The organism is Stenotrophomonas sp. YJH_SMC_133, assembly GCF_059370655.1.
Map to the genome: position 1 here is coordinate 39125 of NZ_JCAFTW010000001.1, position 25995 is coordinate 65119.

The 25995-nt window shown below is 67.2% G+C and carries 19 protein-coding genes; 12 read left to right on the plus strand and 7 right to left on the minus strand.

Features of this window, described 5'->3' with window-relative positions; all coding sequences use genetic code 11:
* Positions 1-68 precede the first annotated feature (68 nt).
* Positions 69-3596 carry a hybrid sensor histidine kinase/response regulator gene (locus AC5P78_RS00165; protein WP_099474504.1) on the plus strand — a complete coding sequence of 1176 codons (3528 nt, stop codon included), beginning with the start codon at positions 69-71 and terminating at the stop codon, positions 3594-3596.
* Between the two features lie 513 nt (positions 3597-4109).
* Here AC5P78_RS00165 and mdtD read toward each other — a convergent pair.
* The 5 genes from mdtD to AC5P78_RS00190 form a co-directional block, all read right to left on the minus strand.
* Positions 4110-5519, minus strand: coding sequence for a multidrug transporter subunit MdtD (gene mdtD, locus AC5P78_RS00170; RefSeq protein ID WP_010482759.1), 1410 nt, complete (start codon positions 5517-5519; stop codon positions 4110-4112).
* A gap of 92 nt (positions 5520-5611) precedes the next feature.
* Positions 5612-6694, minus strand: coding sequence for a uroporphyrinogen decarboxylase (gene hemE / locus AC5P78_RS00175; RefSeq protein WP_099480911.1), 1083 nt, complete (start codon positions 6692-6694; stop codon positions 5612-5614).
* A gap of 26 nt (positions 6695-6720) precedes the next feature.
* Positions 6721-6960, minus strand: a complete 240-nt coding sequence (locus AC5P78_RS00180) for a WGR domain-containing protein (protein WP_005410666.1) — start codon at positions 6958-6960, stop codon at positions 6721-6723.
* Between the two features lie 101 nt (positions 6961-7061).
* The gene (gene aroB / locus AC5P78_RS00185) at positions 7062-8174 is read right to left on the minus strand and encodes a 3-dehydroquinate synthase (protein ID WP_109337473.1); all 1113 of its coding nucleotides are present in this window, start codon (positions 8172-8174) and stop codon (positions 7062-7064) included.
* Entirely contained in the window at positions 8171-8713 is a 543-nt protein-coding gene (locus tag AC5P78_RS00190; protein ID WP_005414151.1) for a shikimate kinase, read from the minus strand. The genes aroB and AC5P78_RS00190 overlap by 4 nt, the downstream gene beginning before the upstream one ends.
* 98 nt (positions 8714-8811) lie before the next feature.
* On the opposite strand from AC5P78_RS00190, the gene AC5P78_RS00195 reads away from it, so the two are divergent.
* Positions 8812-9015, plus strand: coding sequence for a dodecin family protein (locus AC5P78_RS00195; protein ID WP_005410663.1), 204 nt, complete (start codon positions 8812-8814; stop codon positions 9013-9015).
* A gap of 6 nt (positions 9016-9021) precedes the next feature.
* Here the strand turns inward: AC5P78_RS00195 and AC5P78_RS00200 are convergent, their stop codons facing one another.
* The gene (locus AC5P78_RS00200; protein WP_060380704.1) at positions 9022-9849 is read right to left on the minus strand and encodes a hypothetical protein; all 828 of its coding nucleotides are present in this window, start codon (positions 9847-9849) and stop codon (positions 9022-9024) included.
* A 40-nt stretch (positions 9850-9889) separates the two neighbouring features.
* Here AC5P78_RS00200 and pdxH point away from each other — a divergent pair, with 40 nt between their 5' ends.
* Both pdxH and AC5P78_RS00210 read left to right on the plus strand, forming a co-directional pair.
* Positions 9890-10489, plus strand: coding sequence for a pyridoxamine 5'-phosphate oxidase (gene pdxH, locus AC5P78_RS00205; RefSeq protein ID WP_060380703.1), 600 nt, complete (start codon positions 9890-9892; stop codon positions 10487-10489).
* Between the two features lie 9 nt (positions 10490-10498).
* Positions 10499-10858 carry a YqfO family protein gene (locus tag AC5P78_RS00210; protein WP_060380702.1) on the plus strand — a complete coding sequence of 120 codons (360 nt, stop codon included), beginning with the start codon at positions 10499-10501 and terminating at the stop codon, positions 10856-10858.
* A gap of 55 nt (positions 10859-10913) precedes the next feature.
* Here the strand turns inward: AC5P78_RS00210 and prpR are convergent, their stop codons facing one another.
* Positions 10914-12497, minus strand: a complete 1584-nt coding sequence (gene prpR / locus AC5P78_RS00215; RefSeq protein ID WP_076739161.1) for a propionate catabolism operon regulatory protein PrpR — start codon at positions 12495-12497, stop codon at positions 10914-10916.
* A gap of 154 nt (positions 12498-12651) precedes the next feature.
* On the opposite strand from prpR, the gene prpB reads away from it, so the two are divergent.
* The 8 genes from prpB to AC5P78_RS00255 all read left to right on the plus strand — a co-directional run bounded on the left by prpB (position 12652) and on the right by AC5P78_RS00255 (position 25968).
* On the plus strand, positions 12652-13545 hold the full coding sequence (gene prpB / locus AC5P78_RS00220) for a methylisocitrate lyase (RefSeq protein ID WP_049404562.1): 894 nt from the start codon (positions 12652-12654) through the stop codon (positions 13543-13545).
* A gap of 36 nt (positions 13546-13581) precedes the next feature.
* A complete protein-coding gene (gene prpC, locus AC5P78_RS00225; protein ID WP_111188339.1) occupies positions 13582-14739 on the plus strand; it encodes a bifunctional 2-methylcitrate synthase/citrate synthase in 1158 nt (385 codons plus the stop codon).
* Between the two features lie 97 nt (positions 14740-14836).
* Positions 14837-17455 carry a Fe/S-dependent 2-methylisocitrate dehydratase AcnD gene (gene acnD, locus AC5P78_RS00230; protein ID WP_495217139.1) on the plus strand — a complete coding sequence of 873 codons (2619 nt, stop codon included), beginning with the start codon at positions 14837-14839 and terminating at the stop codon, positions 17453-17455.
* 100 nt (positions 17456-17555) lie between these two features.
* The gene (locus tag AC5P78_RS00235; RefSeq protein ID WP_005410653.1) at positions 17556-17798 is read left to right on the plus strand and encodes a type II toxin-antitoxin system ParD family antitoxin; all 243 of its coding nucleotides are present in this window, start codon (positions 17556-17558) and stop codon (positions 17796-17798) included.
* A complete protein-coding gene (locus AC5P78_RS00240; protein WP_024956932.1) occupies positions 17795-18157 on the plus strand; it encodes a type II toxin-antitoxin system RelE/ParE family toxin in 363 nt (120 codons plus the stop codon). The genes AC5P78_RS00235 and AC5P78_RS00240 overlap by 4 nt, the downstream gene beginning before the upstream one ends.
* A 3-nt stretch (positions 18158-18160) precedes the next feature.
* Positions 18161-19339, plus strand: a complete 1179-nt coding sequence (gene prpF, locus AC5P78_RS00245) for a 2-methylaconitate cis-trans isomerase PrpF (protein ID WP_111189059.1) — start codon at positions 18161-18163, stop codon at positions 19337-19339.
* Positions 19340-19436: 97 nt separating this feature from the next.
* On the plus strand, positions 19437-20897 hold the full coding sequence (locus AC5P78_RS00250; RefSeq protein ID WP_495217140.1) for a bifunctional 2-methylcitrate dehydratase/aconitate hydratase: 1461 nt from the start codon (positions 19437-19439) through the stop codon (positions 20895-20897).
* A gap of 163 nt (positions 20898-21060) precedes the next feature.
* Positions 21061-25968 carry an alpha-2-macroglobulin family protein gene (locus tag AC5P78_RS00255; protein ID WP_495217141.1) on the plus strand — a complete coding sequence of 1636 codons (4908 nt, stop codon included), beginning with the start codon at positions 21061-21063 and terminating at the stop codon, positions 25966-25968.
* The last annotated feature ends 27 nt before the right edge of the window (positions 25969-25995 follow it).

Consider the following 25995-nt stretch of genomic DNA (forward strand, 5'->3'; position numbering starts at 1 on the left):
GCGACTTTCGGTTTACCATGCCGACGCCCGCGGCGCGGGAATCATCAGGCAGCGTGAGGAGGCAATCGGTGGTGTATCTGCGGGCGGCAATGCTGCTGCTGATCCTCCTGTGCGGCCTGTCACCCGCTGCCGCGCAGCCGGTGCCACCGAGCCCGCGCCAGGTGACGGTATTCGACGGCCTGCCGTCCAATACCGTCAACCGCATGGCCGAAGACCGCTATGGCTACCTGTGGATCGCCACCAACGACGGCCTGGCCCGTTACGACGGGCGCAACTACCGGATCTGGCGTTCTGAGGATGGCCTGCGCGACAACCGCATCTGGACGGTCCTGGTCGATGCGCGCAACCAGCTCTGGATCGGGACCGAGAACGCGGGCCTGGTACGGATGTCGGCCGACCGCCGCCAGCTGCATTTCTACGACCGCAGCAGCCAGCCCTTGATGGGGACCAACACGGTCTGGAGCCTGGCGACCACGCCGGACGGTGCGATCTGGTTCGGCACCCACGAAGGTGGGCTGTACCGGCTGGACAGCCAGGACCGCCTGCAGCGTTTCCTGCCCGAGGCCAACAATCCCCGCAGCCTGCCTGCCGCCTCGGTGCCGTACCTGGCTACGCTGGCCGATGGCAGCCTGTGGGTCGGCACCAAGCATGGCGTGGCGCGCTGGACCGGCACCGACTTCGAGCGGGTCGGCACCGACGTCATTCCCAGCCTGCTGATCAATGGGTTGACCAGCGAACCCGATGGCAGCCTGTGGATCAGTACGATGGCCGGCGCCACGGTGCGTCGCCCCGACGGGCGTTTTGAATCGCCGCCCTGGAAACTGCCGCCGGGCGAGCAGGTGCTCGGCATGATGCTGCGCGATGAACAGGGCGGGCATTGGTTGGATACCCGTACCGGGCTTGGTCGGGCCGTGGATGGGCAGTACCAGACCGTTCCGCTGTACAGCGCCGTTGCGCGCGGGCCGGTGCGGCCGAACTGGACGGGCGCCTACGAGGACCGCGAAGGCGGCATCTGGTTGGCCAGTACCAATGCCGGCCTGTGGCATCTGCTGCCGCGCTGGTGGCAGTTCTCGGTGCTGTCGCGATTGGAGGACGACACCGGTTCTCTGCGCAATGCCTTCGTGCTCGGCACCAGCCCTTCCAGCAATGGCGGCATCTGGACGGTCGGCAGCCACGGTGCGCTGGACCGGTTCGATCCCAGGACGGGCAAGATCGAGCAGCACCGCACCTGGGTCAATGGCATGTACTGGTTGTCCTCGGTACGCGAGGATCGCCGTGGCCAGGTCTGGATCGGCTCGACCGATGCGTTGCTGCGCTATGACCCGAAGCGACGTGAGCTACGTCGCTGGGGCCGTGATGCCGGGGCCGACGCGACCATGGAAGGGGTCATCGAGTCGATGATGACCTGTGACGGCGACAGTCTATGGTTGATGTTGCCTGCAGGTCTGCAGCAGCGTGACCTCGACGGTCGCCTGCGCCGCCAGCTGGAAAACGGCCAGCGCGGCCTGCAGCAGGGCCAGCTCAACCTGGATGTGGAATGCGGGCCGCAGGACCACATCTGGCTGGCCAGTAGCCGTGGCCTGCTGCAGTGGCTGCCGGAAAGCGAGCGCTTCCAGCCGGTGCCGGGCGCGCCGGCGACGGCGATCCATGCGTTGCACGTGGGCCGCGATGGCCAGGTCTGGCTGTCGGAGGATGGCCGCCTGTCGCGCTACCGCTGGAGCCAGGGCCGGTTGGAGCGGCAGGCCGTTGTCGGCGCGGAGCAGGGCTACCCGGCAATCTCCGCCTCCGGGCTGGTGGTCGACGCACAGGGCGTGGCCTGGGCCACCAGTGCGCGCGGCCTGGTCCGGGTTGGCGCCGACGGGCAGAGCGTGCGCCTGTACGGCGTCCACGACGGCCTGCCCAGCCAGGAGTTCCGCGAGCACACGTTGACGATGTCCGGCGATGGCCATCTGGTGGCCGGTACCCCGGCCGGCGTGGTGGTGTTCGACCCGGAACAGGTGCGGCCGTCGGTGCGGCGGGCGCCGTTGGTGATCGAACGGGTCGAAGTCCGCCGCAACGAGCAGGTACTCGACCTGACCCACGACACGCCCTTGCAGATTGCCGATGGTGACCGTGACCTGCGCATCGTCGCGCGACTGTTGTCATTCGCCGATTCGGCCTCCAACAGCTACCGCTACCGCCTGGCCGGCTACGACCCCGATTGGGTGGAAGTGGGGCCGGCCGGTGAGCGCCTGTTCTCGCGCCTGCCGCCGGGCAGCTACCGCCTGGAGGTACAGGCGCGCTCGGCCGACCATGTCTGGTCGCGGGTGCAGAGCCTGGAATTCCGTGTACAGCCACCGTGGTGGCGCAGCCTGTCCGGGCTGCTGGTGCTGGCCTCGATCGCGCTTCTGCTGACCAGTTGGTTTGCCTGGTTGTATCGCCGTCGCCTGCAGCGGCGCCATGCCTATCAGCTGGCACTGCATAAACAGGAACTGGCCGAACAGGCCTCGGCGGCCAAGACCCGCTTCCTGGCCAATCTCGGCCACGAAATCCGCACGCCGATGACCGGTGTGCTCGGCATGAGCGAACTGCTGCTGGCCTCGCCGCTGGACCCGCAGCAGCGCGGCTACACGCAGTCGATCCGGCACGCCGGCGAACACCTGCTTCACCTGGTCAACGATGCACTGGACCTGGCACGGATCGAATCCGGACGGCTGGAGCTGCAGTCCAAGCCGTTCGCGCTGAGCTGCCTGCTGCAGGACCTGGCCGCGCTGATGGGACCTCTGGCAGCGCAGAAGGGTCTGCGCTTCACCCTCGACAACCAGTTGCCGCCGGGCCTGCAGGCGACCGGCGATGCGATGCGGGTAAGGCAGATCCTGCTCAACCTGCTCTCCAACGCGGTCAAGTTCACCAGCCGTGGAACCATCACCCTGCATGCGCGCAGCGACGGCGAGCTGCGCGCGTTGCATTTCGAAGTGCGCGACACCGGGCCGGGCATCAGCCAGGAACAGCAGCAGCGCCTGTTCCGCCGCTTCGAGCAGGCCGATGGCGCCCGCACCGCGGCGCAGTACGGCGGCAGCGGCCTGGGCCTGGCGATCTGCCGCGAACTGGCGCAGGCGATGCAGGGGCGTATCCAGGTCGAGAGCCAGCTCGGCCGCGGCACGTGTTTTGGCGTGACCCTGCCGTTGCCGCTGGTGGTCGATGCCAATGCAGAGTCCGAGGGCGAAGTGCACCGCGAGGATGCGGCCAACATGCCGCCATTGCGCGTGCTGCTGGTCGAGGATGATGCAACCGTGGCTGATGTGGTGCGCGGGCTGTTGAGTGCGCGCGGCCATGAAGTGGTGCATGCGGGCCATGCGCTGGCGGCACTGCGCGAGATCAGCGCAGGGGATTTCGACGTCGGCCTGCTGGATCTGGACCTGCCGGGCCTGAGCGGCTTCGAGCTGGCCCAGCACCTGCGCAACCAGGGCTACATGCTGCCACTGCTCGCCGTGACGGCACGGACCGATCCGGACCTTCAGCAGCAGGTGGAAGCGGCCGGCATCGGTGGTTTCCTGCGCAAGCCGGTGACCGGTGAGCTGCTGGTGGAAGCGATCGCCAAGGCGATGGGCAGGTAGGGCTTATTGCAGGGCTTGCAGCCCTGCACCTGCAGAGGCTTCAAGCCAAGGCAACAGCAACGGCAAAAGCAGGCATTCCGTGGGTGGTGGGGCGGTGTGGGCTTGCAGGACACGCCGTAAACCCGTCCATGGGGGCTCGATGGCGCCATCCATGGCGCCAACGGTCCTGCGCCCACACCGCCCCACCTCTGACAGATTTTCGCGATCGGGTAGATCCACGCCATGCGTGGATGAATCTCTATCGAGATCGAATATGTCGAATTGAGATCGAAAGGCATCCACGCATGGCGTGGATCTACTGCAGATCGCAGAATTCTGTCGAAGGCGGGGTGGGTCCGGTTGCGGGAGTGTCCGCGGCATGGATGCCGCGGCCAAGCCCCCAGGGATGGGTTTACTGCGTCTCCCGCAACCGGATCCACCCCGCCATCCCTTAGGACGCCAGCTTTTGCTTCGGCTGTTGCCTTGGCTTGAAGCCTCTGCAGGTGCAGGGCCGCAGGCCCTGCCGAACCACCCTCACTCCGCAACGTGCTCGACCTGCCGTGGCTCCGGCTTGGTATCGGGCAGCTGCCAGAAGATCATCGTAGAGGTCAGGGTGATCGCGCCCACGCACAGGAACGTGGCATGCAGCGCGGCGGTGGCGCTGTTGCTGTCCAGGTGGTTGCCGAACGCGGCCAGCAGGCTGCCGGCCGCAGCAGCACCAAAGCCGGCGGCGAGCATCATCACCATCGACAGCAGGCTGTTGCCGGAACTGGCGAACTCACGGTCCAGATCGCGCAGGGTCACGGTGTTCATCACGGTGAACTGCAGCGAATTGACCGCGCCGAAGAACGCAAGCTGCAATAGGCGCCAGGCCAGGTGCTGGCCGGGTGTCATCAGGATGAAGCTGGCCATCGCCAGGCCCACCAGCACGGTGTTGACCATCAGCACGCGGCGGTAGCCGTAGCGCTCCACCAGCTTCACCGCCAGTTTCTTTGAGACCATGCCGGCGGCTGCCACCGGCACCATCATCAGGCCGGCGTTCATCGGGCCCAGGCCCAGGCCGACCTGCAGCAGCAACGGGATCAGCATCGGCATGGCGCTGCTGCCGATGCGCGAGAAAAGATTGCCGAGAATGCCGATGCGGTAGCTGGGTACGCGGAACAGCGCCAGCGAGAACAACGGCGCCGTCGAATTGGCGGCGTGCAGCCAGTAACCCACCAGCGCCGCCAGCCCTGCAACGGTCATCAGCATCACCAGCGCGTGTGGCGTGCCCAGTCCGGAGATGCCGTCCAGCGCCAGTGACAGCACCACCATCGCGAAGGCCAGCATGATGTAGCCACGCAGGTCGAAACGGGTGCGATGGCTGGCGTAGTGGTCGGGCATGATCTTCATCGCGGCGATGAATCCGATCACGCCGATCGGCAGGTTGATCAGGAACACCCAGTGCCACGAGGCGATCTCCACCAGCCAGCCGCCCAGCGTGGGGCCGATCAGCGGGCCGACCAGGGCCGGGATGGCAATGAAGCTCATCGCGCGCAGGAAATCCTCGCGCGGCACTGATCGCATCACTGCCAGCCGGCCGACCGGCAACAGCATTGCGCCGCCGATGCCCTGCAGCACGCGCGCACCGACCAGCTGGTGCAGGTGCTGGGCCAGCGCGCAGGCCAGCGAGCCGAGGGTGAACAGAATGATCGCCACCAGGAAGGTGCGACGGGTGCCGTAGCGGTCAGCGATCCAGCCCGAGGCGGGAATGAAGGTGGCCACCGCCAGCGCGTAGCTGAACACCACCGACTGCATCTGCAGCGGGCTTTCGCCCAAGCTGGCCGCCATCGCCGGCAATGCCGTGTTGACGATGGTCGAGTCCAGCATCTGCATGAAGATCGCCAAGGACACCAGCCACAGCAGGGGGCGCTGGCGGTTGTAGGTCGATGGCGATGTGGACATGGGGTGCGGCCGGTGCAGCGTGGGGGATGCCATGATCGCGCACTGTGGGTCACGGCGCGATCAACATCGCGCCGCAACCGTATGCCGAATGCTCAGCGCTGGCTGTGCGCGTGCACCGCGTCGACCAGCACCTGCACGTGGGCCGGGTCCATGTCCGGCGACATGCCGTGGCCGAGGTTGAACACGTGGCCCTCGCGCGAACCGCCATTGCCGGCGGCGTAGGTGTCGAGCACCCGCGCTGCGGCTGCGGCAATCGCATCCGGCGAGGCGTACAGCGTGGTCGGGTCGAGGTTGCCCTGCAGCGCGACGCGGCCACCGGTGCGGCGCATCGCCTCGTCCAGGTCCAGCGTCCAGTCCAGGCCCAGTGCATCGGCGCCGGTCTGCGACAGCGCTTCCAGGTGCAGGCCGGTACCCTTGCCGAACAGGATCAGCGGCGTGCGCTCGCTGCCTGCGCCGCGCTCCAGGCCCTCGGCGATGCGCTGCAGGTAGCGCAGCGAGAACTCGCGGTACATGGCCGGCGACAGCACGCCGCCCCAGGTGTCGAACACCTGCAGCGCCTGCGCACCGGCCGCGCGCTGCGCGCCCAGGTACGCAATCACCGCGTCAGTGGTGACCTCCAGCAGGCGGTGCAGGGCCTGCGGATGGTTCAGCGCCATTGCCTTGATGCGCGCGAAATCCTTGCTGCCGCCGCCTTCCACCATGTAGCAGGCCAGTGTCCAGGGGCTGCCGGAGAAGCCGATCAACGGTACCTGGCCGTCCAGCTCCCGACGGATCAGGCGCACTGCGTCCATCACATAGCCCAGGTCCTGCTCCATGTCTGGTACCGCCAGCCGGGCGATGGCCGCTTCGTCACGCACCGGATGACGGAACTTCGGGCCTTCGCCTTCAACAAAGTAGAGCTCCAGGCCCATCGCATCGGGAATGGTGAGGATGTCCGAGAACAGGATGGCTGCGTCCAGCGGGAATCGGCGCAGCGGCTGCAGCGTGACTTCGCAGGCGATCTCCGGGTTCTTGGCCATGGCCAGGAAGCTGCCGGCCTTGGCCCGGGTTGCGCGGTACTCCGGCAGGTAGCGGCCGGCCTGGCGCATCAGCCAGACGGGGGTGCAGTCCACCGGTTCGCGGCGCAGGGCGCGCAGCAGGCGATCGTTGCGGAGAGGGCTGGTCACGATGGGCATTCCTTGGACGAAAGTTGGCAGCGGCGTCAGTCGCCGTGCGAGAGGATCTGGAAGCCGCGATGCAGTTCGGCATCGCGGGCCTTCTCGAAGGCATGACGGGCTTCGTCAGCCTGCAGGAACAGCTCGCGCCGCAGCTGCGAGCGGTTACCGACGCGGCCGCTCTCGCGCAGCAGCTCCCAGCCGCCGAACAGGTCCGGCTGCAGGCTCAGGCGCAGGAAGCGCGGTGCCTGCGCACCGGCGTCGGGATGTTGCAGGTAGACGTGCATGGGCCGATTGTAGCGGGGCCAGGGTGACCCCGGCCGCAACGCGGTCGTGCCGGCGGCTGGCGGGCTTCCTCGTTGATGACGTTGCCGGCCAGCGGCCGGCACTACCGGGCCGACAGCACCTTCAGCACCGCCGCCTCATCCACGTCCGGCACCACTTCGGCGCGGCCCATGCCGCGCCACAGCACCAGGCGCAGGCGGCCGGCCACATTCTTCTTGTCCAGCCGCATGCGGCCGAGCAGGGCCTGCGGGTCCAGCCCGGCCGGGATCGACACCGGCAGGCCGAGCCGTTCCAGCAGCGCCTGCAGGCGTGCGCGATCGGCATCGTCGGCCAGGCCCAGATCGGTGGACAGCTTCGCGGCCAGCACCATGCCCACCGCCACCGCTTCGCCGTGGTTCAGGGCATCGCGGCCCGGGGCCGAGTAGCCCTGCTCGGTTTCGATGGCATGGCCGAAGGTATGGCCGAGGTTGAGCAGGGCGCGCTCGCCCTTCTCGAACGGATCACGCTCGACGATGGCCGCCTTGTGCCGGCAGCTGCGCGCGATGGCTTCGGCCAGTACCGCATCGTCGCCGGCCAGCAGCGCATCGGCATGCTGCTGCAGCCATTCGAAGAACACGGCATCACCCAGCGCGCCGTACTTCACCACTTCGGCCAGGCCGGCACGCAGCTCGCGCGGCGGCAGGGTGGCCAGCACACGGGTATCGGCGATCACCGCGCGCGGCGGATGGAACGCGCCGACCAGGTTCTTGCCGGCAGGGATGTCGACCGCCGTCTTGCCGCCCACCGACGAATCGACCATCGCCAACAGGGTGGTCGGCAGCTGCACGCAGTCCACGCCGCGCATCCAGCAGGCCGCGGCGAAGCCGGCCAGATCACCGACCACGCCGCCGCCGAGGGCGAACACGCAGGCGTCGCGGGTGGCGCCGAGCGCGGCCAGCGCTTCGATGGCACGGCCGAATTCGGCCAGCGTCTTGGAGGCTTCGCCCGCGGCCAGCACATGCTCGCCGACGATCAGGTCGGGGCGTGCGGTCAGAAGGGTCTGCTTCACGGCACCCAGATAGCGCGGGGCCACTTCGCTGTCGCTGAGCAAAAGCACGTGGCGGCCACGCACATGCGAGGCCAGCGCGGTGCCGTCGGCCTGCGCACCGGCGCCGATGGTGATGGAGTAAGGATGGTCGCCGCCGACGGCGACCTGCAGCAGGGCGGGGGAAGTCATGGGGTCAGGTCCTGGCGCTGCCATTGCGTGGCCAGCTTGACCACCAGGTGGGCGGTCGCGTCGGCAGCGGTGTACGGGTCGGTATCAAGGGTGATGTCGGCCAGTTCGCGGTACAGCGGGTCGCGGTGCGCGGCCAGATCGTGCAGCACCTGCTCACGGTCCGGGCGCTGCAGCAGCGGCCTGCCTTTGTCGCGGGCCAGGCGCTCCAGCTGCGCGGTCACGCTGACCCGCAGGTAGACCACGAAGCCGCGCTGGGCGATCAACGCGCGGTTGCCAGGATCCAGCACCGCGCCGCCACCGGTGGAGACCAGCTGGCCGCGACCCTCCAGCACGCGGGCAAGCGCCTCGCGTTCATGGCTGCGGAAGCCGGCTTCGCCGGAGTGCTCGAAAATGGTCGGGATGCTGGCGCCGGCGGCATCGACGATGGCCTGGTCGACATCGACGAAGTCCAGCGTGAAGCGCTCGGCCAGGCGGCGGCCGATGCAGGTTTTGCCGGCGCCCATCGGGCCGATCAGGATCAGGTTCGGAGCAGGATTCATGCCCTGTGATGCTAACACCTCCGTGCCCTGGCCTTTACGTCCTTCACGTCAGGGTAGGCGTTCCTGCGGGGTTTCCCGCGCCAACCGGAGTACAGGCCATGACGGTCGCGAAGGTCATCGAAATCACCGCCTCCTCGCCGAAGAGCGTGGAGGACGCCGTGCGCAGCGGTCTGAAGAAGGTCTCCGAGACGGTCAAGGGCATCCAGGGCGCCTGGGTGAACGAGACCAAGGTGGTGACCAATGGCAGCGGCGAAATCACCGAATGGCGGGTCAACCTGCGGGTGACCTTCCTGGTGGAATAGGCGCGCTCAGCGCACGTCCTGCACCTGTCGCTGGCCGTCCAGCACCACCACGTGGTCGGCCAGGGCGGGCAGGGCATGCAGCGCCTGGCGGCTGACCCGCTCGTAGTACTGCACGAAGCGCTCCAGCTGTGGCCGGCTCATGCCGTGCCGGCCCGGCTGCGCGGCCTGCAGGTTCTGCTCCTGCTGCCAGCGCCAGCGCGGTACCACCGAGAAATCCGGCGGCTGCAGGAACCACAGGCGGTCGCAGCGCTGCCACAGCGCCGGGTAGTCGCGGGCCAGCGCCTGGTTGCACCAGCGCCGCCAGCGACCATCGGCGTCGGCTTCGCGCTCCAGTGCGTTCAACGGGCTGTCCAGCGCGTCGTCATCCTGCGCGGGGGTGCCCAGGAACCAGCCTTCGAAGACCAGCAGGTCCAGCGGTTGCTGCAGGCGCGGCCAGTGCGCTTCGGGCAGGCGTTCATCGGCCAGCTTGTCGAAGCGCGGCATCGCGAAGGGCTGGCGTGTGGCCACGGCGTCCAGCACTGCATGGGCCAACGGCAGGTCATGGGTGCCCGGCGGGCCTCGGGTGATCAGCAGCGGGTGCACCTGGCGGGCCAGCCGCTGCCGCTGTGCGCGGGTCAGGTAGACGTCATCGATGGACAGCGTGGCGGCGTTCAGGCCGCGCGACTGGGCGCGCGCCACCACCTGCGCGGCCAGCGTCGATTTGCCGCTCCCCTGCAGGCCGCTGATCGCCAATACTGGAACCGCTGCAGCGTTGCCCAGTGCATCGTCCAGCACCTGTTCGGCCAATGTTTCGGGGAATCCTTTCACCTGGGGCATATACGCAGCAGCGGCCATGCAGCCACAATAGCCCAATCCGTGTGAGAAGAACGCAATCATGAGCGACCTGTACGCCGAAGCCCTGTCCACGTTTGCCGGCCTGTTCGAAGAGGCCAAGCAGAGCCGCGAGGTCGAGCCGAACGCGATGACCGTGGCCACCGCCGATACGGACGGGCGTCCCTCGGCACGTACCGTGCTGCTGAAGGCGTTCGATGAGCGTGGTTTCGTGTTCTACACCCACCTGGACAGCCACAAGGGCCGGGAGCTGCAGGCCAATCCGCAGGCCGCGCTGTTGTTCCTGTGGCGCAGCCTGCGCGAGGCCGGTATCCAGGTGCGCATTGAAGGCCGTGTCGAGCAGGTCGCCGATGCCGAAGCCGATGCCTATTTCGCCAGCCGCCCGCGCATGAGCCGGATTGGCGCGTGGGCCTCGCAGCAGTCGAAGACGCTGGCGACGCGCGAGGAATTCGATGCACGCGTGGCCGAGATCGAAGCCCGCTTCGAAGGCAAGGACGTGCCGCGCCCGGAAGGCTGGAGCGGGCTGCGCGTGGTGCCGGACCGCATCGAGTTCTGGTACGGCGCGCAGTTCCGCCTGCACGAGCGCTGGTGCTATGAAGCCGGTGCAGAGGGGCGCTGGAGCAAGCGCCTGCTGTACCCGTAAGGCCGCCCGATGCAACGCCTGCCGCTGTACCGCGTGGTGGTGTTCGTGCCGACTGCGGCACTGGACGAGGTGAAGCAGGGCATCCTGGCAGTGGACGCGCTGGCGGCCGGCGACTACGAGCATGGCATGTGGTGGTCGGCGCCAGGATTCGAGCAGTTCCGGCCGCACGCGGGTGCGTCGCCCGTGCAGGGTGAGGCGGGCCACACCGAAGTGGTCGACAGCGTGCGCCTGGAATTCTGCCTGCCACGCGATCCGCAGCGGCTGCAGCGCATCTTTGAACAGGGCATCGCGCCGCATCACCCGTGGCAGGTGCCGGTGGTGCAGGTGGAGGAGATCGAGCTGCTGTTGGCGGACGGGCTGCCGTTGTAGAGTCGAGCCATGCTCGACTGATGTTTCCGCACAAGCAGTCGAGCAAGCTCGACTTCTACAGGCCTTCAGCGCGCAACCAGCGCCACAGGGTGGTGCGGGATACCCCCAGCGCCTGCGCCATGCCCTCGCGGTCATTGCGATGTTCCTGCAGCAGTGCTTCAAGCTGTGGACGCGGCGGCCGCTTGCCGTTGTTGTCCACCGGCAACGCCGCGACGCCCTCATTCACCAGCTCGGGTGCCAGCTGCAGCAGTCGCGTGGCATCAATCAGCCCTTCAGCCGGCTGCCAGTGGATGCGCAGGCGATCCACCAGATTGCGCAGTTCGCGCACGTTGCCTGGCCAACTTGCGGCGGTCAGCACCGCCCGTGCATCCTCACCCAGTGGCGCGTCGATGCCGCGCAGCTGGCGGAAGAAGTGCTGTGCCAGCAACGGGATGTCACCACGTCGCGCGCGCAGCGCGGGCAGGGTGATGCGCAGCGCCGCCAGCCGGTAGTAGAGATCGCGGCGGAAGCTGCCGGTCGCCGCGCGCTGCTCCAGCGATTGCAGGGTGGCGGCCACCACGCGCAGGTCGACCGGGGTCGGTTCGGTGGCGCCCACGCGCAGCACTTCGCGTTCTTCCAGCACGCGCAGCAGGCGGGTCTGCAGCGGCAGCGGCAACTCGCCGATTTCATCCAGGAACAGGGTGCCGCCGTCAGCGGCCTCAACCAGGCCGACGCGGCCGCCACGGCGTGCGCCGGTGAAGGCGCCATCGCTGTAGCCGAACAGCTCCGCTTCCAGCAGCGATTCGCTGATCGCGCCACAGTTCAGTGCCACGAAGCGGCCACGGCGTCCGCTGGCGGCGTGCAGCTGGCGCGCCACCAGTTCCTTGCCGGTGCCGGTTTCGCCGGTGACCAGTACGGTGCTGTCATGCGGGGCGTACAGCGCGATCTGTGCGCGCACCTGTGCCATGGCCTCGCTGTCGCCGAGCAGGTCGTGGGCATCGCTGCGCGGTGCGGCACGGCGGCGCGGCGCGGGCCGGCTGCCGCCGGAGCGGGCCAGGGTCTGGGTCAGTTCCAACGCGTGCTCGAACGCTTGCCGTACCGAATCTGCCGAGTACAGCAGCACGCCGGGCAGGCCGGCCTGTTCGGCGTGGTCGATGGCCATGCCGGTGCCGACGATCACCTCGATGCCGTTGGCGCGCAGGTCGGCGATGCAGTCGCGGGCGTCCTCGCGGGTGACGAAGCGGCGGTGTTCGATGTCCAGGCCGAAACTCTGCTGGAAGTTGCTGAACACCGGCACGTCGCTGGCGTGGGTGACCAGGCCGATACGGCCGGCGATCCGCCGTGCGCGCGCCAAGGCTTCCATCAGGTCGAAGCCGTTGGCCTGGATCGGCACCAGCGGCAGCTCCAGCCGGCTGCGCAGCCAGGCCGCGTTGGAGCCGCCGGCGATGACCACGTCGCAGTGCTCGCGACGCAGACGTTGGCCGATCACGTCCACCGCTTCCTCGAAGCCGAGGTTGATCTGCTCGATACGCGCGCGGCGATCGAACTCGGGAATGACGTCGCCGAGAAGACCGGTCAGCCGCGAGACGCTGACGGTCCAGATCACCGGCCGACTGGGGTCGGCATCGGCGTGGCGCAAGGGCGAGCGGGGCAGGTACATGGCGGCGCGCGTTGGACGGGATGTTTCATGATACATCTGTTTCAATGTTTCATATGTTTCACTGTTGCGTGGGCGTCATTCCCGTGAAATCAACGGCTTGCAGCTTGGCATGGTGTTTGCGCTCTCTATCCCGTACTTCAACCTGGATTGCCGCATGACCGCTTCCACTCCTTTCTCCGCCGGTGCCCGCTTCCGTGAGGCGCTGGCTGCCGAATCGCCGCTGCAGGTGATCGGCGCGATCAACGCCAACCACGCCCTGCTGGCCAAGCGCGCCGGCTTCCGCGCCATCTACCTGTCCGGCGGCGGTGTTGCCGCGGGCTCGCTGGGCCTGCCGGACCTGGGCATCAACACCCTGGAAGACGTGCTGGTGGACGTGCGCCGCATCACCGATGTCTGCGACCTGCCGTTGATGGTCGACATCGACACCGGCTTCGGCCCGAGCGCGTTCAACATCGCGCGCACCGTGAAGTCGCTGATCAAGGCCGGCGCGGCCGCCTGCCACATCGAAGACCAGGTCGGCGCCAAGCGCTGCGGTCACCGCCCGGGCAAGGAAATCGTCTCGCAGGGTGAAATGGTCGACCGCGTGAAGGCGGCTGCCGATGCCAAGACCGATCCGGACTTCTTCCTGATCGCGCGTACCGATGCCATCCAGGTGGACGGCGTGGACAAGGCCATCGAGCGCGCCATCGCCTGTGTCGAGGCCGGTGCCGACGGCATCTTCGCCGAGGCGGCCTACGACCTGGACACCTATCGCCGCTTCGTCGACGCGGTGAAGGTGCCGGTGCTGGCGAACATCACCGAATTCGGCGCCACCCCGCTGTTCAGCCGCGATGAACTGGCTTCTGCCGGCGTTGCGATCCAGCTGTTCCCGCTGTCGGCCTTCCGCGCCGCCAACAAGGCCGCCGAGAACGTCTACCAGGCGGTGCGTCGCGATGGCCACCAGCGCAACGTGGTGGACACCATGCAGACCCGCGAAGAACTCTACGACCGCATCGGCTACCACGCCTTCGAGCAGCAGCTCGATGCACTGTTCGCCGCCAAGAAATAAGCAGTACCCTGCACCATCAAGTTTTCGGAGGGAAACATGAACGATACGACCGCAACCCCGACCTTCAAGCCGAAGAAGTCCGTCGCCCTGTCCGGCACCGCCGCCGGCAACACCGCGCTGTGCAGCGTGGGCCGCAGCGGCAACGACCTGCACTACCGCGGCTACGACATCCTGGACCTGGCCAACACCAGCGAGTTCGAGGAAATCGCCTACCTGCTGGTGCACGGCAAGCTGCCGACCCGCGCCGAGCTGGTTTCGTACAAGGCCAAACTGAAGTCGCTGCGTGGCATTCCTGCTGCGGTGAAGGCGGCGTTGGAAGAGCTTCCGCCGTCGGCACACCCGATGGACGTGATGCGTACCGGCGTGTCCGTGCTCGGCTGCGTGGCGCCGGAGAAGGACGACCACAACCATCCGGGCGCGCGTGACATCGCCGACAAGCTGATGGCCTGCCTCGGTTCGATGCTGCTGTACTGGTACCACTGGAGCCACAACGGCCGTGCCATCGACGTGGAAACCGACGATGACTCGATCGGCGGCCACTTCCTGCACCTGCTGCATGGCGAGAAGCCGCAGGAGTCGTGGGTGAAGGCGATGCACACCTCGCTGATCCTGTACGCCGAACACGAGTTCAACGCCTCGACCTTCACCTGCCGCGTCATCGCCGGTACCGGCAGCGACATGTACAGCGCAATCTGCGGTGGCATCGGCGCGCTGCGCGGTCCGAAGCACGGCGGCGCCAACGAAGTGGCGTTCGAAGTGCAGAAGCGCTACGACAGTCCCGATGAGGCCGAGGAAGACATCAAGGCCCGCGTCGAGCGCAAGGAAGTGGTGATCGGTTTCGGCCACCCGGTCTACACCGTCTCCGATCCGCGCAACAAGGTGATCAAGGACGTGGCCCGCGAGCTGTCCGAAGAGCAGTCGAGCATGAAGATGTACAACATCGCCGAGCGCCTGGAATCGGTGATGTGGGACATCAAGAAGATGTTCCCGAACCTGGACTGGTTCAGCGCCGTCAGCTACCACATGATGGGCGTGCCGACCGCGATGTTCACTCCCCTGTTCGTGATCGCCCGCACCGCCGGCTGGAGCGCGCACATCATCGAGCAGCGCATCGACGGCAAGATCATCCGCCCGAGCGCCAATTACATCGGTCCGGAAGACCGCGACTTCGTCGCCATCGACAAGCGCGTCTGATCCACCTGCTGTACTCATCCGGCCGGCCGCGTGCCGGCCGGATGCTTTCGCCGCCGCACCGCCGGCACCCGGCCCGCCCCAAGCATTCCGCCAGCCCATGAATACCGATTACCGCAAGAACCTCCCCGGCAGCGCGCTGGACTATTTCGACGCGCGCGCCGCCGTCGATGCGATCCAGCCCGGCGCCTATGCCACTCTGCCGTACACCTCGCGCGTGCTGGCCGAGAACCTGGTGCGCCGCTGCGATCCGGCCACGCTCGGCGATTCGCTGAAGCAGCTGATCGAGCGCCGTCGCGACCTCGACTTCCCGTGGTTCCCGGCACGCGTGGTGTGCCACGACATCCTCGGCCAGACCGCACTGGTTGACCTGGCCGGCCTGCGCGATGCGATTGCCGACAAGGGCGGTGACCCGGCCAAGGTCAATCCGGTGGTGCCGGTGCAGTTGATCGTCGATCACTCGCTGGCGGTGGAATGCGGTGGCTACGATCCGCAGGCCTTCGAGAAGAACCGCGCCATCGAGGATCGCCGCAACGAAGACCGTTTCCACTTCATCGACTGGACCAAGCAGGCGTTCCAGAACGTGGACGTGATTCCGCCGGGCAACGGCATCATGCACCAGATCAACCTGGAGAAGATGTCGCCGGTGATCTACGTGCAGGACGGCGTGGCCTTCCCCGACACCTGCGTGGGCACCGACAGCCACACCCCGCACGTGGATGCGCTGGGTGTGATCGCCATTGGTGTGGGCGGCCTGGAAGCGGAGAACGTGATGCTCGGTCGTGCCTCGTGGATGCGGCTGCCGGACATCATCGGCGTCGAGCTGACCGGCAGGCCGCAGCCGGGCATCACCGCCACCGACGTGGTGCTGGCGCTGACCGAATTCCTGCGCAGGGAGCGCGTGGTCGGCGCGTACCTTGAATTCTTCGGCGAGGGGGCGGCGGCACTGACCATCGGTGACCGCGCCACCATCTCCAACATGTGCCCCGAATACGGCGCGACCGCCGCGATGTTCTACATCGACGGGCAGACCATCGATTACCTGCGCCTGACCGGCCGCGAGGAATCGCAGGTGGCGCTGGTGGAGAACTACGCCCGCACCACTGGCCTGTGGGCTGACGACCTGGCCACCGCGCAGTACGAGCGCGTGCTGCGCTTCGACCTGTCCAGCGTGGTGCGCAACATGGCTGGCCCGTCCAACCCGCACAAGCGCGTGGCCACTGCCGAGCTGGCCGAGCGCGGCATCGCCGACGAGGCCAAGCTGGAAGCGGGCAAGGCCGAGCAGGCGCAGGGTCTGATGCCCGATGGCGCGGTGATCATCGCGGCCATCACCAGCTGCACCAACACCTCCAATCCGCGCAACGTGATCGCCGCAGCTCTGCTGGCGCGCAACGCCAACGCGCGTGGCCTGCAGCGCAAGCCGTGGGTGAAGTCGTCGCTGGCGCCGGGTTCCAAGGCCGTCCAGCTGTACCTGGAAGAATCCGGCCTGCTGCCGGACCTGGAGCAGCTCGGCTTCGGCATCGTCGCCTTCGCCTGCACTACCTGCAATGGCATGAGTGGTGCGCTGGATCCGAAGATCCAGCAGGAAATCATCGACCGTGACCTGTATTCCACGGCCGTGCTGTCGGGTAACCGCAACTTCGATGGCCGCATCCATCCGTACGCCAAGCAGGCCTTCCTGGCGTCGCCGCCGCTGGTGATCGCCTATGCCATCGCCGGCACCGTCCGCTTCGATATCGAGAAGGACGTGCTGGGCGTGGATGCCGACGGCAACGAAGTGCGCCTGAAGGACATCTGGCCCAGCGATGCCGAGATCGACGCGGTGGTGAAGGCCTCGGTGAAGCCCGAGCAGTTCCGCAAGGTCTACAACCCGATGTTCAACGTGCGCGTGGAGCACGGCACCGCGGTCAGCCCGCTGTACGACTGGCGCCCGCAGAGCACCTACATCCGCCGTCCTCCGTACTGGGAGGGCGCACTGGCGGGCGAGCGCACGCTGGCAGGCATGCGCGCACTGGCGGTGCTGCCGGACAACATCACCACCGACCACCTGTCGCCGTCCAACGCGATCCTGGCGTCCAGTGCCGCCGGCGAATACCTGGCGAAGATGGGCCTGCCGGAAGAGGACTTCAATTCCTACGCCACGCATCGCGGTGACCACCTGACCGCGCAGCGCGCCACCTTCGCCAATCCGAAGCTGTTCAACGAGATGGTGCGCAATGACGACGGCAGCGTGAAGCAGGGTTCGTTGGCGCGCGTGGAGCCGGAAGGCAAGGTGATGCGCATGTGGGAGGCGATCGAGACCTACATGGAGCGCAAGCAGCCGCTGATCATCATCGCCGGTGCCGACTACGGCCAGGGCAGCTCGCGTGACTGGGCCGCAAAGGGCGTGCGTCTGGCTGGCGTCGAGGCGATCGTGGCCGAGGGCTTCGAACGCATCCACCGCACCAACCTGATCGGCATGGGCGTGCTGCCGCTGGAGTTCAAGCCGGGCACCACCCGCCTGACCCTGGGGATCGACGGTACCGAGACCTTTGACGTGATCGGCGAGCGTACCCCGCGTGCCGAGCTGACCCTGGTCATCCACCGCCGCGACGGCCAGGACGTGATCGTGCCGGTCACCTGCCGCCTGGACAGCGACGAGGAAGTGGCGATCTACGAGGCCGGCGGCGTGCTGCAGCGCTTCGCCCAGGACTTCCTGGCAGGCGCCAAGGTGGCGTGATAGCCGGCTGAATGCCCGCCCCCGGAGGCCGGGGGCGGGCTTGTCCGACCCCAGGGCAGGGCGCACACTGGCTTGGCAAAAACTGCCAAAGGAGAGTTTCATGGCCACCATGAACATTTCGCTGACCGATCCGCTCAAGCAGTTCGTGGACGAAGAAGTGCGCGAAGGCGGCTACTCCAGTACGTCGGACTATGTGCGTGACCTGATCCGCCAGCGCCAGCGCAGCAAGGCCGAAGAACTGCTCAAGCAGCTGATTGCCGAGGGGCTGGCCTCTGGTCCTTCGGCGCCTCTGGCGCCGGATCACTTTGACAAGCTGCGTGAGCGTGCACGGAACCGCAAGTGAAACCTTCGCACTGGTCCCCTGCAGCGGTTCGAGATCTTGACCAGGCAGCAGCTTGGTATGCAGATCAGGGCGGAGAAGTGCTGGAAATCGGCTTCATCGATGCGGTGGAATCCGTCGTCAAGCTGATCGAGGCCCACCCGGGTGCTGGTTCCGCACTGCATGCGGATCTGTTGCCCTCGCTGCCAGCGCCATTGCGTTTTCATCCGGTTCGTCGCTTCGACGGCTACCTGGTCTACTACGTGGAGCTACCTGCGCACGTTTCCATCGTGCGCATCTGGAATGCTTCGCGGGGCATGGAAGCACTGTTCGAAGACGAGAAGCTCAACCCCGATATTGGTTCGTCGCATCCAGGATACTGATCCATGACCTTCCTCCCGCAACTCCGTATTCCCGCTACCTACATGCGCGGTGGCACCAGCAAGGGTGTGTTCTTCCGCCTGCAGGACCTGCCCGAGGCCGCGCGGGTGCCGGGCGCAGCACGCGATGCGCTGCTGATGCGCGTGATCGGCTCGCCCGATCCGTATGGCAAGCAGACTGACGGCATGGGCGGCGCCACCTCCAGCACTAGCAAGTGCGTGATCATCTCCACTGCTTCTGTGCCGGACCACGATGTGGACTACCTGTACGGCCAGGTCTCGATCGATACCGCCTTCGTCGACTGGAGCGGCAATTGCGGCAACCTCAGCACCGCGGTGGGTCCGTTTGCGATCGCCCATGGGCTGATCGATCCGGCCCGGGTGCCGCGCGATGGCCTGTGCACCGTACGCATCTGGCAGGCCAACATCGGCAAGACCATCATCGCCCATGTGCCGATGCGCGATGGCGAAGTGCAGGAGACCGGCGATTTCGAGCTGGATGGCGTGACCTTCCCGGCGGCCGAGATCCAGCTGGAATTCATCGATCCGTCCGATGACGGTGATGCGGGCGCGATGTTCCCGACCGGCAATCTGGTCGATACATTGGACGTGCCCGGCGTGGGCAGCTTCGAGGTGACCATGATCACCGCCGGCATCCCGACCATCTTCCTCAACGCCGCCGACCTGGGCTACACCGGCACCGAGCTGCAGCCGGCGATCAACGAGGACAAGGGAGCACTGGAGCGCTTCGAGAAGATCCGCGCCTACGGCGCCTTGCGCATGGGGCTGATCAAGAGCCTGGAAGACGCGGCGACCCGCCAGCACACGCCGAAGGTGGCCTTCGTGGCACCGGCACAGGACTACGTGTCGTCCAGTGGCAAGGCCATCCCGGCCTCGGCGATCGACCTGCATGCGCGCGCGTTGTCGATGGGCAAGCTGCACCACGCGATGATGGGTACCGCCGCCGTAGCGATCGGCACTGCGGCGGCGATCCCGGGCACGCTGGTCAATCGCGCCGCCGGCGGCGGCGAACGCGAAGCGGTGACGTTCGGTCATCCCTCGGGCACGTTGCGCGTGGGTGCACAGGCAGGTCTCGTTGACGGCCAGTGGACAGTGACCAAGGCCATCATGAGCCGCAGCGCCCGCGTATTGATGGAAGGCAAGGTGCGGGTACCGGCCGAGTAACCAGCCGAACGGCGCCGGCATCACATGCATCTGGTGGATGCCAACCTTGGTTGGCATGGTGCACGGGCAACCGTGCACCGCAACGAGGAGATTGACGATGTCCGACAGCCACACCCCATCCAACGAGCGTGCAGCGTGGGATGCGCTGCTGGTGGACATCGTCGATTACGTGCGCGACGCACGCATCGACTCACCGCTGGCGTTCCAGACCGCGCACCACTGCCTGCTCGATACGCTTGGGTGCGGACTGGAGGCACTTTCTTTCCCGGCCTGCAGCAAGCTGCTCGGTCCACTGGTGCCGGGCATCAGCGTGGTCAACGGCGCGCGCGTGCCGGGCACGCACTACGTGCTGGACCCGGTGCAGGCCGCCTTCAATCTCGGCGCAATGGTGCGCTGGCTGGATTTCAACGACACCTGGCTGGCTGCCGAGTGGGGCCATCCTTCCGACAATCTCGGCGGCATCTTGGCTGTTTGCGATTGGCTGGGACGCAACGCGCAGGCCCTGCGTCGTCCGCCGCCGACCGTGCACGATGTGCTGCTGGCGATGATCAAGGCGCACGAGATCCAGGGCGTGATGGCGCTGCAGAACTCCTTCAACCGGGTCGGGCTCGACCACGTGGTGCTGGTCAAGGTGGCCACCACTGCCGTGGTCGCCCAACTGCTCGGGCTGGACCGCGAGCGCATGCTCAATGCGCTGTCGCTGGCCTGGGTCGATGGCCAAGCGCTGCGCACCTACCGGCACGCTCCCAACACCGGCTCGCGCAAGAGCTGGGCCGCCGGCGATGCGACCAGCCGTGGCGTGCGCCTGGCCTTGATGGCGGCCAGTGGTGAGATGGGCTATCCCAGCGTGCTCAGCGCGCCAACCTGGGGCTTCGAGGCCGTGTCCATGCGCGGTCAGGCACTGACGCTGGGGCGACCGTTAGGCAGCTATGTGATGGAGAACGTGCTGTTCAAGATCAGCTACCCGGCCGAGTTCCACGGCCAGACCGCAGTGGAGGGCGCGGTCATGCTGCACCAGCAGTTGCGTGCGATGGGGCGGCGGGTCGAGGACATTGCGCACATCGCGATCCGGACCCAGGAACCCTGCATCCGCATCATCGACAAGCAGGGCCCACTGCATAACCCGGCCGACCGCGACCACTGCGTGCAGTACATGGTCGCCATCGCATTGCTGCATGGGCGGCTGGTGGCAGAGGACTACGAGGACGATGTGGCGGCGGATCCGCGCATCGATGCGCTGCGCGCGAAGATGACCTGCCATGAAGACCCGCAGCTCAGCGCCGATTACCTGGACCCTGACAAGCGCAGCATCGCCAACGGCCTGAGCGTGCGCTTCACCGATGGCACCGAGCTGCCCGAGGTGCTGGTGGAGTACCCGCTCGGCCATGCCCGCCGTCGCGAGGAAGGCATTCCGCTGCTGATGGACAAGTTCCGCCGGCACTTGGCCCACCGCTTCCCGACCAGCCAGCAGCAGCGCATCCTGGCCGCATCGCTGGACCCGGTGGCCCTGGCGGCAATGCCGGTGACCGACTACGTGGACCTGTACCTGCCGGGCTAGGGCGATCGGTAGTGCCGGCCGCTGGCCGGCAATTCCATCCAACCTGCCATGCCGGTTGCCGGCCAGCGGCCGGCACTACCCGCGCCTGGGGCAATTGCCGAAATCGCGTCAACACCTTGACGCGGCCTGCCTATAATGGCCGCCTCGATCAAGGAGTGACGACATGAGCGGTCCGGCACGGCGGAAGCGGTGGGGATGGGCGGCGGCGGTACTGGCAGGAGGCCTGTTGCTGGGGCTGGCCGGCTGCCGCAATGACAGCGGGCAGCTGCCCAAGGCCAGTGGTGAGGCGATCACCACCAAGGCCGAGCAGGTGAAGGAATTCACCCTGCTGCGTGCCTACCCGGACCAGAAGAATGACGGCCTGTCGCTGGCGCTGGAGTTCTCGCGCCCGCTGGTCGGTACCCAGGATTTCGACAAGCTGGTGCGCTTCGAGGAGAAGGTCGGCACCGACGACAGCAGCTGGACGCTGTCCGATGACGGCCTGACCCTGCGCTACCCGTTCGTCGAGGCCGGCAAGGAGTTCAGCCTGGTGGTCTCGCCGGACCTGCTGGCCGCCGATGGCAGCTGCCTGGGCAAGGAACTGAAGCAGAAGGTGTTCAGCGGCGAGCTGAAGCCGGTGGTCGGTTTCGCCTCGCAGGGCAGCGTGCTGCCGGCCAAGGACAGCCGCGGCCTGCCGGTGGTCTCGGTGAACGTGCCGGAGGTCGATGTCGAGTTCCTGCGCGTGCGCGAGAAGGACCTGCCGACCTTCTTCAGCCAGTACCAGCGCGGCGGCCGCCGCGGCAGCTGGGAGCTGAGCAGCGACTACGAGCGCAGCCCGATCAACAAGCTGGCAGAGCCGGTCTACGTCAACCGCTTCATCCTGGGGGGCAAGAAGAACGAGCGGGTGCTGACCTACCTGCCGACCCAGGACATCAAGGAACTGCAGGAGCCGGGCCTGTACTTCGCCCTGCTCAAGCGCACCGGTGACTACGAAGGCGAGTTCGATACCGCGTTCTTCTCGGTCAGCGACATCGGCCTGCATACCCGCGCCTACAAGGACAAGCTGTTCGTCCATACCGCCGGCCTCAAGGACGGCGCGCCGCTGAAGGGCATCGACCTGCGCGTGCTCGATGCCAAGGGCGAGGTTGTGCTGAAGGGCAGCACCGACGGCAATGGCAACGCGCTGTTGAACTACACCCTGGATGCCACCCACGTGCTGGTCGCCAGCACCGGCAAGGACACCAGCTTCCTGCCGTTCAACCAGCCGGCGCTGGATCTGAGCGAATTCGCCGTGGCCGGCCGTGACAATGCGTGGTTCGACGTCTACGCCTGGTCCGGCCGCGACCTGTACCGCCCGGGCGAGACCGTGCGCCTGTCCGCCCTGCTGCGCGACAACGACGGCAAGCCGGTCAAGGCGCAGCCGGTATTCCTGCGGCTGAAGCAGCCCGACGGCAAGACTTTCCGCGAGACCCGCCTGCAGCCGGGCGACCAGGGCTACATCAACTTCGAGCAGGTCATTCCCGCCGAGGCGCCGACCGGGCGCTGGCAGGTCGAGTTCCGCACCGACCCGGCCAGCAAGGAAGCGATCCAGGGCATGACCCTGCGCATCGAGGAGTTCCTGCCCGAGCGCATGAAGCTGGACCTGGACAGCGCGCAGAAGACGCTGAAGCCGGGTGAGGACCTGCGCCTGCAGGCCAATGGCGCCTATCTGTATGGCGCGCCGGCCGATGGCAACCGCTTCACCGCGCGCATGGCGGTGGCCGCCGAGCAGAAGCCGGTGGAAGGCCTGCCGGGCTATTTCTTCGGTGACCCGACCCTGCAGCTGCCGCGCGAGGCCAAGGACGTGATCGATACCACGCTGCCGGGCAACGGCCAGCTGCGTGAGGACGTCGTGTTGCCGGAAGAGGCAGCCAAGGCCAAGGCGCCGATTGCCGTAGTGCTGTCCGGCAGCCTGTATGAAACCGGTGGCCGCACGGTCACCCGTACCCTGAAGCGGGTGATGTGGCCGGCCAACGCCCTGGTTGGTGTACGCCCGCTGTTCAACCCGGAGGACGGTGCCGATTCCAACGGCAACGCGCGCTTCGAATTGATGCGCGTGGATGCTGCTGGTACGCCGCAGCCGGCCAAGGGCCTGAAGATCACCCTGGTGCGCGAGCTGCGCGACTACCACTGGACCTTCAACGACAATCGCTGGGACTACGATTTCACCCGCCGTTTCGAGAACAAGGAAACCCGCACCGTCGATGCCGGCAGCAGTGCGGTCGCCTTCGATTTCCCGGTGGAGTGGGGCGAGTACCGGGTGGACGTGTTCGACCCGTCCACCGGCCTGACCAGCCGTTACCCGTTCCGCGCCGGCTGGAGCTGGGGTGATGACAACCGCGGCCTGGACGCGCGCCCTGACAAGATCAAGCTGGGCCTGGACAAGACCGGCTACAAGGCAGGCGACACGCTAGAGGTGACGGTGACCCCGCCGCACGCCGGCAAGGGCATCCTGATGGTCGAGACCGACCGCATGCTGTACGTGCAGGACATCGACGCCAAGCCGGGTTCGACCTTCAAGATTCCGGTCACCGCTGACTGGGAGCGCCACGACGTCTACATCACCGCGCTGGTGTTCCGCGGCGGCAGTGCGCCGAGCAAGATCACCCCGGCCCGTGCGGTGGGCGTGGTGCACGTACCGATGGACCGCAAGGGGCGCACCGTGGCCGTCGGCCTGGCAGCGCCCAAGCAGATGCGACCGGAACAGGACCTGCCGGTGACGGTCAGCGCACCGCAGCTGGCCGGCAAAATGGCGCACGTCACGGTCTCGGCGGTGGACGTGGGCATCCTCAACATCACCCGCTTCCCGGTGCCCGACGCCGGTGCGCACTTTTTCGCCCAGCGTCGTCTCGGCATTGATGCCTACGACATCTACAGCCGGGTGATCGAGAGCTTTGACGGCGGTGCCGGCAAGCTGAAGTTCGGTGGCGACATGGCGCTGCAGGCGTTGCCGCAGGCCAAGCGCCCGACCGCGCGCGTGCAGACCGTGGACCTGTTCTCTGGCCCGGTGCAGCTCGATGCCAAGGGCATCGCCCGCATCCGCCTGAAGGTGCCGGACTTCAACGGCACCCTGCGGGTGTCGGCACTGGTCTACAGCGATGACCAGTACGGCAAGCGCGACGTGGAAACCGTGGTGCGTGCGCCGATCCTCGCCGAAGCCAGCATGCCGCGCGTGCTCGCTCCGGGCGACCGCAGCACCGTGACCCTGGATGTGCAGAACTTCACCGGCAAGCCGGGCCAGTTCAACGTGAAGGTGGAAAGCGAGGGCCCGCTGAACCTGGGCGAGGGCAGCCGCAGCGTGCAGTTGAATGCCGACGCCAAGACCACGTTGAGCTTCCCGCTTTCGGCACGCGAGGGCCACAGCGTGGCCAAGGTGCGGGTGCGGGTGGACGGCAACGGCTTCAAGGCCGATCGCCGTTACGACCTGCCGGTGCGTGCGGCGTGGCCGCAGGTGCTGCGTTCGCAGGTGCGCACGCTTGATCCGTTGGCCGCGGTCAGCCTCGATAACAGCCTGACCGATGGCCTGATGGCCGAGTCGGTGAATGCCCGCCTGCTGGTCAGCCCGCTGCCGCCGATCCCGTTCGCCAGTGCGCTGCAGGGTGCATTGAACTACCCGTATGGCTGTGCCGAGCAGACCACCAGCAAGGGCTACGCCGCGCTGATCCTGGACCAGGCAACATCGTCGATGCTCGGTGCCGACGGGCTGGATGCCAAGACCCGCCGCGAGCGCATGGAAGGTGCGTTTGGCCGCCTGGCGTCGATGCAGGTGGCCAATGGCAACTTCTCGATGTGGGGTGACGACGGCTACGTGAACCCGTGGCTGACCCCGTACATCACCGAGTTCCTGCTCGATGCCAAGGACGCCGGCTTCGCCGTGCCCGACAACGTGCTGCAGAAGGCGCTCAACCGCCTCAGCGAGGATCTGCTGTCCGGTGGCAACCAGTTCTATGGCCAGGACGACCGCGAGAAGCTGAAGTTCGCCAACCAGGCGTACTCGGGCTACGTGCTGGCCCGGGTCAACCGTGCGCCGCTGGGTACCCTGCGCACGCTGTACGACAACGAGCGCAGCAAGGCGGTCGGCGGCCTGTCGCTGGTCCACCTGGGCGTGGCGCTGTCGTTGCAGGGCGATGCCAAGCGCGGCCAGGCCGCGCTGGCGGCGGCCTTCGCCAAGTCCAGCAGCGAACGCCCGTCGTACTTCGGCGACTACGGCAGTGCGATCCGTGATGACGCGCTGATGATCGCGCTGACCCACGAAAACAAGCTGGCCAAGCCGGCCTGGGATGCACGTGCGGTTGACCTCGGCCGTGGCCTGGATGCGCGCCGCAATGCCGGCTGGATGTGGCTGAGCACGCAGGAACAGGTAGCGATTGCCCGCCTTGGCAAGGCGCTTGCTGCCAACCAGAAGGCGCTGGTGGCCGGTGAACTGGTGATCGGTGGCAACACCGAAGCCATCGGCGAACGCAAGCTGTTCGGCCGCAACTTCAGTGCAAATGAACTCGCCAGCGGCGTGCGCTTCACCCCGCAGGGCCAGCCGCCGATGTTCGCCAGCATCGACGTGGCCGGTATCCCGCGTAGCGCGCCGGCACCGGATAACAGCGTGCTGGGCGTCGAGCGCAGCTACTACGGCACCGATGGCAAGCCGTGGTCGCCGCGGCCGCTGAAGGAAGGCGAAGCCCTGATCGTGCGCGTCACCGTCGCTGCCGACACCACGATGCCCGATGCACTGCTGACCGACCTGCTGCCGGCCGGCCTGGAGATCGAGAACTTCAACCTGGGCGATGCCAAGCAGTGGGCCGACGTGGTGGTCGATGGCATCACCATCAGCGACCGGGGTGAAGCGGCCGATACCAAGCACGAGGAATTCCGCGACGACCGCTACGTGGCCGCGCTGAAGCTCTCGCGTGGCAGCAAGGCCAACGTGTTCTACCTGGTGCGCGCGGTGACCCCGGGTACCTACTCGGTGCCGCCGCCGCTGGTGGAGGACATGTACCGGCCGCAGCTGCGCGGCGTCGGCCGCAGCAACCCGACCACGATCACGGTGGTACAGCCGTGACCGCGCGGACGGGCCGCGACGGTGCGG